Origin of the sequence: Paracoccus spongiarum, from assembly GCF_030732095.1 — a bacterium.
Lineage (GTDB): Bacteria > Pseudomonadota > Alphaproteobacteria > Rhodobacterales > Rhodobacteraceae > Paracoccus > Paracoccus spongiarum.
Genome location: NZ_JAVAMQ010000001.1, coordinates 113,889 through 125,831, shown reverse-complemented (window position 1 = coordinate 125,831; position 11,943 = coordinate 113,889). Strand labels below are relative to the sequence as shown.

At 65.9% G+C, this 11,943-nt stretch carries 16 protein-coding genes; all 16 read right to left on the bottom strand.

The window, feature by feature from the left end; genetic code table 11:
* Positions 1–103 precede the first annotated feature (103 nt).
* Complete coding sequence (locus tag Q5Y72_RS00610) at positions 104–868, bottom strand: lytic transglycosylase domain-containing protein (RefSeq protein WP_080622748.1); 765 nt, start codon at positions 866–868, stop codon at positions 104–106.
* A gap of 2 nt (positions 869–870) precedes the next feature.
* Positions 871–1,206, bottom strand: coding sequence for a DUF736 domain-containing protein (locus Q5Y72_RS00605; RefSeq protein ID WP_080620498.1), 336 nt, complete (start codon positions 1,204–1,206; stop codon positions 871–873).
* A 68-nt stretch (positions 1,207–1,274) separates the two neighbouring features.
* Positions 1,275–1,820 (bottom strand): S26 family signal peptidase, encoded by a 546-nt coding sequence (locus Q5Y72_RS00600; protein ID WP_080620497.1) that lies wholly within the window; start codon positions 1,818–1,820, stop codon positions 1,275–1,277.
* Positions 1,817–2,263, bottom strand: a complete 447-nt coding sequence (locus Q5Y72_RS00595; RefSeq protein ID WP_425320185.1) for a DUF2840 domain-containing protein — start codon at positions 2,261–2,263, stop codon at positions 1,817–1,819. The genes Q5Y72_RS00600 and Q5Y72_RS00595 overlap by 4 nt, the downstream gene beginning before the upstream one ends.
* Before the next feature lie 16 nt (positions 2,264–2,279).
* Positions 2,280–3,377 (bottom strand): hypothetical protein, encoded by a 1,098-nt coding sequence (locus tag Q5Y72_RS00590; RefSeq protein WP_443147226.1) that lies wholly within the window; start codon positions 3,375–3,377, stop codon positions 2,280–2,282.
* Between the two features lie 158 nt (positions 3,378–3,535).
* The gene (locus tag Q5Y72_RS00585; protein WP_080620480.1) at positions 3,536–4,180 is read right to left on the bottom strand and encodes a DUF8835 domain-containing pootine; all 645 of its coding nucleotides are present in this window, start codon (positions 4,178–4,180) and stop codon (positions 3,536–3,538) included.
* Positions 4,173–4,589: a hypothetical protein gene (locus Q5Y72_RS00580; protein ID WP_080620479.1), complete on the bottom strand. Its 417-nt coding sequence runs from the start codon at positions 4,587–4,589 to the stop codon at positions 4,173–4,175. Before Q5Y72_RS00580 ends, Q5Y72_RS00585 begins: the two co-directional genes overlap by 8 nt.
* Before the next feature lie 60 nt (positions 4,590–4,649).
* Positions 4,650–5,207: a hypothetical protein gene (locus Q5Y72_RS00575; protein WP_080620478.1), complete on the bottom strand. Its 558-nt coding sequence runs from the start codon at positions 5,205–5,207 to the stop codon at positions 4,650–4,652.
* Between the two features lie 98 nt (positions 5,208–5,305).
* Positions 5,306–5,674: a thermonuclease family protein gene (locus tag Q5Y72_RS00570; protein ID WP_080620477.1), complete on the bottom strand. Its 369-nt coding sequence runs from the start codon at positions 5,672–5,674 to the stop codon at positions 5,306–5,308.
* Between the two features lie 175 nt (positions 5,675–5,849).
* Positions 5,850–6,014: a hypothetical protein gene (locus Q5Y72_RS00565; RefSeq protein WP_164871400.1), complete on the bottom strand. Its 165-nt coding sequence runs from the start codon at positions 6,012–6,014 to the stop codon at positions 5,850–5,852.
* Between the two features lie 427 nt (positions 6,015–6,441).
* Positions 6,442–6,741 (bottom strand): hypothetical protein, encoded by a 300-nt coding sequence (locus tag Q5Y72_RS00560; protein WP_080620475.1) that lies wholly within the window; start codon positions 6,739–6,741, stop codon positions 6,442–6,444.
* On the bottom strand, positions 6,738–7,067 hold the full coding sequence (locus Q5Y72_RS00555; RefSeq protein WP_080620474.1) for a hypothetical protein: 330 nt from the start codon (positions 7,065–7,067) through the stop codon (positions 6,738–6,740). The genes Q5Y72_RS00560 and Q5Y72_RS00555 overlap by 4 nt, the downstream gene beginning before the upstream one ends.
* 94 nt (positions 7,068–7,161) lie before the next feature.
* Complete coding sequence (locus Q5Y72_RS00550; RefSeq protein ID WP_305961738.1) at positions 7,162–9,315, bottom strand: ParB/RepB/Spo0J family partition protein; 2,154 nt, start codon at positions 9,313–9,315, stop codon at positions 7,162–7,164.
* A gap of 137 nt (positions 9,316–9,452) precedes the next feature.
* On the bottom strand, positions 9,453–9,839 hold the full coding sequence (locus Q5Y72_RS00545) for a hypothetical protein (RefSeq protein ID WP_080620473.1): 387 nt from the start codon (positions 9,837–9,839) through the stop codon (positions 9,453–9,455).
* Positions 9,840–9,994: 155 nt separating this feature from the next.
* A complete protein-coding gene (locus tag Q5Y72_RS00540) occupies positions 9,995–10,942 on the bottom strand; it encodes a hypothetical protein (protein ID WP_080622745.1) in 948 nt (315 codons plus the stop codon).
* Positions 10,942–11,895, bottom strand: a complete 954-nt coding sequence (locus tag Q5Y72_RS00535) for an ArdC family protein (RefSeq protein ID WP_080620472.1) — start codon at positions 11,893–11,895, stop codon at positions 10,942–10,944. Before Q5Y72_RS00535 ends, Q5Y72_RS00540 begins: the two co-directional genes overlap by 1 nt.
* Positions 11,896–11,943: the final 48 nt, after the last annotated feature.

Here is an 11,943-nt window from a genome sequence, read left to right as displayed (position 1 = left end):
GCGCTTTTATCCTGCCATCTTCCGGTCGTGGTGCCTGCCGCCACCCCCCGCGCCCTCCATGACACGCCAGCGGTCGACAGGATGCGAAACCGCACGGAGCCGCTCATGGCTGGTCCTCACCGGCACTGCGAGCGACGAACAGCCCCTCCGGCTGCAAGGCCGTGAGCGTTTCCGGTGCTGCCGGGACGAATGAAGGGGCGTCGCGAGGCGTGGGGTCGGGTGAAGCCGGATCGGAAGCGGTAGCGCCGATTTCTCCCGCCACGAAGATCGCCGCCTCGCGCCAATCGAGCGGTGGAACAACCGACGAGCTGCCCCCCGACGGTCGCTCGCCGAGCAGGATCGGTGTCAGCGCGGCGACGTAGGCGCGTGTCTCGGCCGGAAGCGGACGAGCCGTCGCGCGGTATTCGTCGTAACGGCCGGGACCGGCATTGTAGGCCGCGAGCATCGCGGCCACATTGCCGTAGCGATCCCACATCTCGCGGAGATAGGCCGTGCCCGCGAGGATGTTGTCGCGCGGCTCGAAGGGGTCGCGGCCGAGAGCATGGCGGATGCGCAGATCCGCCCAGGTGTCGGGCATGACCTGCATCAGTCCCATCGCACCGGCGGACGAAATTGCGCGCACGTCGCCCGCGCTCTCAGTGCGCATCACGGCGATGATCCATGTCGTCGGGATGCCGAAGCGTTGCGAGGCTTCCGCAATGTGGGCGTCGTGCGGATGCGCGGCAACCACATGACCGGGCATCGCAGCTTGGGCTAGGACGGGCGGCGTGGTGATGGCTGAAACGAACAGGCCGGAAAGAAGAGAGAGGATGATGCGGCGGCGGACGCCGTATCTCCCGGAGGCGAGACGAATGCAGGAGATGAGCATGGTCATTCCTGCTCGTCGCGCTTCTTTTGGCGGGTCCAGTGCAAGCCCCAGTCGCGTCCGTCCTCGTCCGCCTGGAACAGGCGGGCGCGGATCGGCTGCTGGAAGACGGGATCGTCGAGCAGGACCGAAACGAACGGCCCGGCGCGTTCCCCGGAATGTTTCCAGCCCGCGCCGACTTCCGGTCCGTCCTCGTCGCCGAGGTGGATGCGGTAGGCGGGCGCATTCTCCGCCTCGGCGTTCTCTGCTGGAACGAAGGTCAACTCCGCGTCGAGCGTGAGGGTGCGGACATGCCCGGAATAGCCGGACGGGGTGCGGGTAAATTGGCCGATCTGTGCCATGGGAGGTTTCCTTTGCTATGCGGTGGAGAAGACGCGGGCCGTTCGCACGCCCCGCAGCGGACGCGCCGTCACCGCATCGGCGCGCGCCAGACAAAGCGGCCATCGCCGTCTTCGTCGGTGAAAAGCGGGATCGCGCGGCCGATCACCGCCGAGGCGGGGAACGGGCCGAAATAGCGGCCGTCGAGGCTGTCGCCGACGTCCGGGTTCATCAGGAAGACTTCGCCCTCGGCGATGACGCGGCAGCCCTGCCAGACCGGCAGGTCTCGGCCGAGGCTGTCGCGGTCGCGTGCTTCGCCGAGCGGAACACCATCGACGGCGATGGCGCGGCCGGCGCGGCAGACGCGCTGTCCGGGCAGGCCGATCACGCGCTTCAGAAGCGGCACGTCGCGCGCGACGTAGCCGCGGTCCACCATGTAGGACGCGAACGGCTCAGGTGGCATGACGGCGACCAGATCGGGCATCTCGATCCGATCAGCGGGCGCGACGGTGTAGAACCCGATCGGCACGCTGGCCGATGCGTTCCAGAGCAGCCTTGGCGCGGTCGGAACGAATCCGGCGATGGCGATCCCCAGCGTGGCCGCCGCCGTCACCATGACATAGCGAAAGCGCGTCATGGGGCGATCTCCCGGCGCCGGAGCCATGCCTGATGGCGCTCGGCGGTGTAAGGACGCGGCGCTTCGCCTGCGTTCATCCAGTGGGCGACATGCCGCCAGTGATCGGGATCGACCTGGGCGGGATCGACGCCAATGGCCTCGATCCCGTCGACATGGCGAAGGACGGCCTCAACCTTCGGCCAGCCTTCGATCTTCAGCAGGATTTCGCCGCCCGGACGGACGAAGGGCAGCGTCTGATAGGATTCGCCCGGCGCAACCGCGCGCAGGATGTCGAGGCGCGAAATGATCGTGCCGTGGTCGTTCGCCGCCCAGCGGACGAACGCGAACACCGAACCAGGACCGAAAGAAACGACGCGCCGGTTGCGGTCGAGGATCTGCGTTCCCGCCTCATGGCCGAACCTGATCCAGTATTCGGTCCTGCCCTCCACCCAGGTCAGTTCCACGCGGGTCAGATCGCCATCATGGGCATCGATAGCCGCGCACGGTGCGGGGGACGGCAGGCCGCGCGATCGGCACGGCAACGCCGGGATCGACCGGCAGCCGCGCGGGCAACTGATCCGCCAGCCAGCCCATCAGCGTCGCCACGTCCGGCGCGACTCCGATTGCTGTCGGAAACACCGCAGGGTCGTCGGCGGGCAGCTTGTCGATGACGGTCAGCCGGGTTGGGATCGTGGTGCCATGCTTGGCATAGACCGACCCATCGACTGCGGCGGAAAAGGTGACGCGGCCGCGCTCCTGCAGCCGGGTCCAGGAGGCGGTCCATGCCGGATTGTCGGCGGCGAAGCTCGCCCCGGTGATGGTCACAAGCCGCCCGCCGGGCGCAAGGCGCGCCAGCGCCGAGGCGACATGGCGGAAGGCGGCATCGGCCATGCGGCCCTCGACATTCACCATGACCGAGAACGGCGGGTTCATCAGCACGACGGTCGGGACCAGGCCGGGATCGAGGTGATCGTCGATCTGGGCGGCGTCGAAGCGGGTCACGGAGAGGGCCGGAAAGAGAGAGGAAAGCAGGCCGGCGCGCATCTCGGCGAGTTCGTTGAGGAGCAGCGTGCCGCCGGCGATCTCGGCCAGAATGGCGAGGAGCCCGGTGCCGGCCGAGGGCTCCAGCACCCGGTCGGCAGGAGTGATCGCCGCCGCCGTCACCGCCGCAAAGCCAAGCGGGATCGGGGTGGAGAACTGCTGGAAGGTCTGGGCTTCCTCCGACCGGCGTGTATGCGTCGGCAGGAGCCCGGCGATCTTGCCGAGCTGCGGCAGGATAGCCGCCGATGACCCGGCTCTGCGGAAAAGCGCAGCGCCGTATTTGCGCAGGAAGAGGACGGTCGCCGCCTCGCAGGCATCATAGGCGGTCTTCCAGTTCCAGGCGCCGGTGGCATCGGAAGCGCCGAAGGCCGCTTCCATGGCGCCGCGCAGGGTTGCGGCATCGACACGCTGACCGCGTTCGAGATGCGGCAGCAGGAAACCGGCAGCGGTGAAGGTGGAAGCAGCCGTCTCGGCGTCATGGTCGAGTGGAAGCGGCGCGGCGGCGGAGGCCGCCGCGGAAGCAGAGATCATGTTCATCGGAGATTCCTTGGGAGAGCGGAATAGGACCGAGCCGCACGGCGCTCTCTCTCGACCGCACCGGCTCAAATCCCTTCCGGTCGCTCTCTCCCTCTCAAGCCGTGGCGTAAGCAGGCATGAAACAAGCGCCCGGCCGAGAGGCGGAGCGCTTGTCGGGGTCAGCCAAAACGGCGTCCGGCTTTGGTGAAGGTATATTCGTTGGCGGTGATGGTCTCATCCACCGCCTCACCCGAGGAGAGGTAGTCGTATTCGCGCTCAAGCTGGCGGTAGAGCCAACGGGCCAGATCGCGCAGCGCCTCAATCACGATCTCCTCGGCATCGGCGGTCATGTCCTGATATGTCTGGCTGTCGCGTTCGACGGAAATCGCCATGCAATACTCATGGTAGTAGCGACCACGATGGCTGGCCTCGGCGCGAAGCTGGTAGAAATTGCGTCGCTGGATTGCCTGAAGGGCATCGGCGATACCGTGCAGGGCCGTATCCTGCGGTGCATGGGATCGAATCTCGGCCGAGGCGTTCTTCCCATAGGAGTAGAACCCTTCCCAACAAGCGCCATCGCCTTGTGACCAGAAGCCTGAGAAGAAGATGCGCGGCTCCCGCCGCGAGCCGCCGCCATACAGGCGCACGGTGCGGGTCTTGAAGCGGATGCCGAGGATTTCCGCGATCCGCTGGAAATCCTCATAGACCGCATCATACCAGTCGTAGTCGAACCCGCCTTCGCGATACCAGGCGCGGGCCTTGTCCTTCGCCGTGTCGGAAAGCTCGTCGAGCCGATAGACCGTGGTTTCGATGATCTCAGGCATAGGGATCACCTCCGTCCAGGACGATCTCCAGCCAGCTGCCGCTATAGATCCAGTCCACGGTCTCGCCGGTGGCGAGATCGAGGGCATGCGCGCCACCACCGAAGGCGTTGACCCTGGCTTGCGAGCAGGCGGTCGCATACTGGAAGCCCCAGAGGCCCGACAGGCCGAACGCGGCCGCGCAGCGTTTTACGAACTGGATCACATGCTCGGGATCGCCGGTCTCATCGTCGCGCATCCAGAGCTGGGTGCCGCCATGCTCAGGCTGGATCGACAGAATGAATCCTTCCGAGGGAGGGTCTTCGGCAGCGTTTTCCTCTGAAAGTGCGTTGTAGAGGTCGAGCGCGCGGGCGGCGTTTTCCGGGGTGCCTACGTCGAGCAGGCAGGAGAAATGGGTGAAATAGTTAGCCATGTCGGACTCCTGAAACGAGAAAGCCCGGCGCGCGGCCGGGCGAAGATGTGGAAGAAGGTGTCAGGCGGCCTGGGGCAGATGGAGAAGCTCCGCCGCGGTCTCGCGCCAGTAGGGATCGACCAGTCGGGCCTCGAGCAGGCTGGCGCGATAACGATGATCGCGGGCTGCGCTGTGATCGACCCGACCGGAGGCGGCGAAGGCCAGCCCGCGCAAGCGGCTGGCTTCGGTGATGATGCGGCGGGCCTCCACGTCGGAGACGACGGGCTGCTGCCAGAGGACGATTCCTGCCCGGATCTCGCCACCGAGAACCAGGCCGAGATCGCCGTCCTGAATGACGACGATACGCGGGTGAAAGCGCAGCGTGTCGTCCGCGCTGACACGAATGTCGCCGCGCGCGACGCGCTGGCTGGCAAGGATCATGGCTTCTTCGGCGGATGCGGATTGACCGATGACGACCGTGCGGTCGAATTCATCGGCCTCGTCGAGGCCCTCGTAACCGGCCGTGCCCATGCAGGAGAGGCGCAACGGCAGCTTTTGGGCGTAGCGCAGCCGGGGCAACACCTCGCGCGTGATGACGTCGCCGACCAGGGTAAAACCGGGGTGGTGGGAAAGGGTCATGGGGTTTGCTCCACGACGGGCGGCGGAAGCCTCTCTTCCACCTGCAACCCGTCACGGCCAACCGACCCACCCTCTCACTCTCCTGTTGTCGGGGTGGATCAGCACCACGGTTCGCGGCGTCCCGCCCAGGTTCGGGCCAGTCCCTCGCTGACGAGAATGTCTCCGACGTCTCGTCCCTCGACGCGGATCGCCGCCAGGGTCCGGCCATAGCGGTCGGTTCCCTGGTGCAGGATTTCGATCCGCTGGCCTTTCAGAAGCTCGGCCAGCCTGATCTTCGATTGCAGCGCGAGGTCGGTTTCATACGCGCATTGCCCCTCGATCTCGGGGGCGTCGATGTTGAAGATCCGGACGGCCTCAGATTGCCGCGTCGTGCCCAAGCGAATGGAATCGCCGTCCCAGACGCGGATTTCGGCCGGTTCGCATGACGCCGTGCAGAGCAGAATGGAAACGACAATATGGCTGAGCATGGCGAATGGCTTTCATCTTGATGGAGCGAAATCGGCGTGATCGCCGACGGTTCTTTCCGATGCGGGTCGAGATCGCAATGCCGTCCGGCACGCAAGCGGCAATCGGCGGCGATTGTCGGGAGAAGGCCCGACTGCGCTTGGGCACCGGGCCTTGGGAGTGAGGCGCTTTCGCGCCTCAGCTCCACGGATCGAGTTCCAGCTTCACCATCTCCTCGTCGCCGTCGAACTCGTCGGCCGGCATGGCGGAGTGGGTTCCATCTCCGGCCTGAAACACGACGATGGAAACCATCAGCGTGGTGGCGAGGCTGGCGGCGAAGGCGGTGGCATCTGCATAGGACATGGGTTCCGGCTCCTGTCTTGGGAGGCGGGGGACCATCCCCCGCGCGACAGGCGCCCGAAGTGTCCGACCGGATCTGCAATCACCCTCGCGCGTTCGGCTCGTCCGAATCCGCGAGGGCGGCACGCTCGCGTAAGCCGACCCCTCGTGGGTTGATTGACAAAGAGACGGTCGGACCAAGGTTCGCGAATGGAAGCGGGGGTGGTGCTTCGCCTCTGACAGGATGCCGGGAATCCCGTCATAGATGCCCCGCCGCGCCAGCCTCGTTGCCGGGCTGATCTTCAGGATGTGTTTCAGGCTGGAGATGGAATCCGCTGTCCCGCTGCGAGAAGCTGACGGCGCAATGGTGACGCTGGACCTCGATCCGTCGCTGGCTGCGCGGCGATACCCCGATGGCCCGGTCTGCGCCAGGCACAGGCGTAAGGGCTGCTCAGTCCCATAGCCCATCGGCGATCTCGCGGGCGATAATTGCCCGAGCCTCCATCATCACGTCGTCGCCGGACGTGTCGATATGACCGTAGAACCGTGTCCGGGCGCCGTGCGCGCTCCAGTCCGCATAGCGGCAATATTCGCACCTATCGAGCCGGAAGGCGCGCATGTCCTCGGCCCAATGAGGCTTCGGCTCCACGAAGACGGTGACGCCGCCGCGCGTTTCCTCCCACGGAAGCGATCGCTCCATGGGAGGGTTGCGGCGGTCGTCAGCGAAGATTTCATCAACCGTCATGATCATGCGCCACCACCATCGGCGCTTGGAACGGGGCTGTCCGGATCGGTGGAATCAGGAGGATCGCGTTTGATTTCACACGCCTTCGTCCAAAAGAACTCGTCGCGCTCCAACATGCGCTCGAAATACACGTCGCCGATCTGGTCGTCGGGCGGCAGATCGTCATCGAAGGCGTCAGTCCACCATTCTTTGGCGATCTCTGTGCGCCAGTGCATCGCCTCTTCGCTGTCGAGAAAAGCGCGCACATCGGTTCCATAGCGATGTTCATAAAGGGCGACATGAACAGTCTGAGGAATGGGCTGGCCGGGGTTGGGATGGTTGTCGGATGGCATGATCCTGTCTCCTGAAAAAAAAGGCCCGGCCGGGGCCGAGCCTATATGGGGTGGGGAGTAAGCGGGGCGACCGAGACCGCCCCGCTGGTGCGCGTCACTCGGCGGCGACCAAGGCCACCGGATCGTCGGCGGCATCGGCCGCGTTCTCATCGTCACCGGCGAGGAAATCGGGCAACGCCATGCCATTCTCGTCCTGATCGGCTGAGCCATCCACGGCCTGCGCGTCCACGGTGGGGCGCAGCGGCTCCGGCAGCCAGCCGGTATCGGCCAGAAGCCGCTCGGCCTCCTTCGCCATGTCGCCCTTCTTGAGATGCGCGATGAGATCGGCCGCGCGATCGCCGGCGCCTTCACGCACCGCTTCGAGGATGCGAGTCTTGGTCACGCGGCCGAGGTAGTTCTCGACCGTGGGTTTCCAGCCGGCTTCGACAAGATCGAGGCCGGTGGCCTGCGCCAGCCGTTCGGCCTCGGCCATGCGGCGGTCGATACCGTGCTGCGAGATGCCATTCCCCGAATAGGGGTTCGGCCGCTCATAGAGCGCGTTGACGCCGAAGCTGACGCAATGGGCGAGCAGCGCCAGGCGGCTGGCATCGTCGAGGCCGTCGATCCAGCCCCAGAGCCTGTCGTCATCACCGGAGGGAATGTCGCCCCGCCAGGCGTCCGCGCGTTCGTCGATCATCTTCGCGGCGGCACTGTCCGCGAGCCCGGTCGCATCGGCCGGGAGATAGATGTGACGCACGGCGGCATAAAGGCTCGTTCCCGAGGTGGACGTGCGCTCGAAGGTATCGAGAACCAGCTTGTGCAGCAGGGCCGTCATGGCGACGTGCGGATTCTCGGCGAGCGCATTGCGCAGCGCCAGCGTCCGCCATGCGGTCAGGTCCGTCACCAGCCGCTCGGGCAGCGGTTTGACAGCATCGTCCTCTTCCTCGTCGGCGTCCGGGACCGGCTCGCCGCCGACAGTGATGACGGCGCGCTGCACGGCATCAGGGTCGGACGGGTCCGCGCCCTCTCCGGCATCCTCGCCATCGACCGTCTCGGGTTGCTCATCCTCGCGGCGGACGTAGCCGCTGCTGACGATCAACTCGCCCTCGCGGCCGATACTGACGAAAACACCGGCACGGGCGATGTCTTCCGGCGCGAAGGTGACGGGCCGGTTCTCGAAGGCTTCCAGCTCGGCCTCGATCTCCCCGAGACGCTGATCGGCCTCATCGGGGAGGTCGTCGGCTTCGGCATACTTGGCTTCGAGTTCGTCATACTCGTCGCGCAGCGCCTCGCGCGTGGCGCGCTCCTCTTCGGTCAGTTCCTGGGTCACACCGGCCAGCTTGCGCAGGCCGTTGGTGTGGCCGTAGGGCAGCTCGACCGCCGCGTCGATCCACTTCCAGCCTTGACCGGCGATCTCGTCGGCAATGGCGCGCAGCTTCTCGTCGACCAGGCGGTCGAGGAGCGTGACGTCCTGCAACCAGCCGCCGTTTTCCTCGGAGAAGAGGTCGCGCAGCACCGGGCCGCCCGCTGTCTCATAGGCTTCGACGCCGATAAAGCGGGCGCGCTTATCGGCGGCCGGAACCGTGGTCTCGGTCAGCATATTGCGGATCTGCCAGGGCTCCTTCTGCCACGACGTGCTGATGCGCTCCCAGACCTGATGCTGGCGCTCGTGGTCGGGGTTGACGGTGAAGGCTTCCAGCATCGCCAGCGTCATCTCGTTGCGCGCATAGGCATCGTGTAGTGTCGGCGCGACGGTGGCGAGGCGCAGACGCTGCATGATGTAGCGCGGCGTGGTCCGCCAGGCGTCGGCGATCTCCTCCTTCGACATGCCCATGTCGAACATCCGCTTGAACGCCTTGAACTGGTCGAGCGGATGCAGGGCGAGGCGCAGCAGGTTCTCGGCCAGCGAGTCGTCGACGGCCGAGGTCTTGGCGTCGGCCTTCTTGACGATGCAAGGCACAAGCCCTTCGGCCGGGAAGCGACCGGCTTCCACAAGGCGCGCGATGGACCTGTAGCGGCGGCCGCCTGCGGGTGTCTCGAAATCGCCGGTCTCATTGCCGTCCTCGTCGAATACGGCGCGGACATTGAGACCTTGCACGAGATCTTCCCGCCGGTCGATGTCATGGGTCAGGTCGTCCAGGCCGGCCTCCACGTCGATCTCGCGGACGTTGCTATCCGACAGTCGGATGCGGTTGAACGGAATATCGCGCGCCCGCGAGAACTCGATCATCTGAAGGGCGGGCTTCTTTTTCTTGGCAGCTCGGGCCATGGTGGTCATCTCCGCGACGGGCGGTCGTGAGCCTCTCTCTCGACCTCCAACCCGTCACGAAGCGAAGCGCCGCCCTCTTACTCTAAGAGGGCAGCGCTGTCGCAAGGACACGGGCTATTCAGCTTTGGAACAGCTCGTCAGTCGGCCTCGGCAACATTCGCGTTCGGGTATTCCCGCCGGTCGAAGACCGTGGCGGGGCCATGATCAGCGTGTTGAAGGGCGCCCTCTATGAAGAAGTGCTGCGGATCGAACCCTTGGTAGAAGGCATCGACCGCGGCATCCTCATCCTCTGCTTCGACCTCCTGGACGAAGCAGACCCACATCGCCCGCCGCTGGCGGACGAAGTAGCGGTTCATGGCGGGGACGCACTCGAATACCTCGTTGATGTCGCCGTCCGTCGCGGCGGCTTCAAACTGCTCGACGGCATGATTCCGGTCCGCGGCCTTGCACAGCCAGAACTCGTTCTCGGCGCCATGGCAGATGAGGAAGGTTTTCAGGGGCGTGGGTGACTGAATAGCAGGCATCTGCGTTCTCCGTGGCGGGCCGCCGGGAGCCTCTCTCCCGGCACCCAACCCGCCACGACCCAAAGCGCCGCCCTCTGTCTCCAGAAGGGCGGCGCTGCGAGCCGGAAAATCGCAAAGCCGGAAATCCGGCTATGTGCATCGGCGAGTTTCAGCAGTCACACCCCGCACATGCCCTCGCATTCGTTCGGCCAGAGGTCGAGCTGGCCATGATCGGCGGCTGTCGAAAGATCGGCCAGATCGAGCGGGACGGCGGAACGGTGAAGATAGACCTCGCCGCGAATGCCCCGGAAGCCCGTGCGGATGGCGGCATCGACCGACACGGCATCGGTCCACCCTTCGGGATCGTGGTCACGCATATGCCGCCAATAGGCATTGGAATGGAACGGGCAGCCGATGCAGGCGCTCTTGGGCGGGAGAGGATAGCCATGCCGCTCCAGCCAGCGCAGGCAGTCCTGGCGGGTCATGCCCCGTTCGATCAGGGGCCAGCGGTTGACCTGCCAGTCCTCAAACGAGGGCTTCATGCGCAACGCCTCGTCGAGAGAAATCCCGATCCATTGCTCGGCGACTGGCGATCCGGGCGAGCGGCGCCCCGCAATGCCAAGGAGTTCGCGCACCTTCCGCCGGATTGGGGTGATCTTGTAGTCCTTGGTGCATTGGCGGCGGATCATGCCAATGCTGATCCGCTCACCTGCCAGGACGCGGGAACCGACAATGACGGGTTCGCCGTTCTCGTCTTCATCATAGACGGGTAGTTCAGTCCCAGCGGGCGCGACCGTGCGTGTGAAGGCGGGGATCGAGGCCCACCGCTCGCCGCGTGCGCCGGTGAGCAGATCGGCGCGGATATCCCCGGCCGAGACGATATGGATGGGGAATGGCAGGACATTCGGCGATCCCAGCCAGGCAAGATGCTCATAGACCGCGTTCGGCTCCCAGCCGGTGTCCGCGAAGATCGCGCAATCCGGCATCGGGCCGATCTCGCCATGGGCAGCCATGAGGGCGAGCGTGGTCGACTGGACGCCGGCGCCGAGGCTGAGGACACGCAGGCGGATCTCGGCCGCCTGCGCAGGATCGGGGATCGAGCCGGGAAAGGCGAGCGCGTTCATCATGCTGCCTCCCGCTCATCGTCGGCCGCACCGAGCCCGTCCGCATCTGGCAGGAAGGACAAAATCCAGTCGGCCGCTTTGCTCGCCTGCGAGGCAGCGCGGACGACGGCCCGGTTGTCCTCGCGCAGCACTTCGAGCCAGGAGGCGATGTAATCCGCATGGCGGACGGTCGGCACAATGCCGAGGGAGGCACAGCAGAAGGCGGCCGAGATTTCCGCCACCAGCTCCTCGAAAGCGTATTTCCTGGTGCCGAAGGAACCGGAAAAATCGCGGTTCAGCCGGGACGCATGGCCTGTCGCATGACCCAGCTCATGCAGGGCCGTCCGGTGCCAGTTGATCGGCTCGAAATAGGCTTGCGGCGGCGGAACGACCACATGGTCGAGGGCCGGGACGTAGTAGGCGCGGTCGCCGCCGATGCGGAAGTCGATGCCGGTCGCCTTGATGAGCGCCTCGACCCTCGGCTCGACCAGTCCGGATGGCGGAGGCGGCATGGCCACGGCAATGTCCTCGGGCAGGCCCTCGCACTGCGCGGTGTTGAACACCGTGAACCGCTTCAGGAACGGGATCTTCCCCGGTTCCTCGCCGGTCTCTCGCGCCCGCCGCTTCTCGTCCTCGGGCGTGAAGCGATCGGCATAGACGACGGTTGTGCCGCACTCGCCCTTGCGGACATTGCCGCCGAGCGAAAGCGCCTGGCGGAAGGTGAGCCAGCCCTGTCCGGGGAAGCCGTGCTGGACGACGGCGCCCCACAGGATGAGGATATTGATGCCGCTATAGGCGCGGCCGGTGCTGGCGTTCTGCGGCAGGCCGAGCGGGGCCTGGGCCGTGGCCTTGCCCCAGGGCTGGACCCAAGGAAAGCGCCCGGCCTCAAGCTCGGCGATGATCTTGTCGGTGATCTCGTCGTAAAGGTTCGCCCGATCCGCGCCGGAACGGGGGGTATGGTCGTATCTGGACATCGCGGTTCTCCGCGACGGGCGCCGGAGACCTCTTCTCCAGCCCTCAAC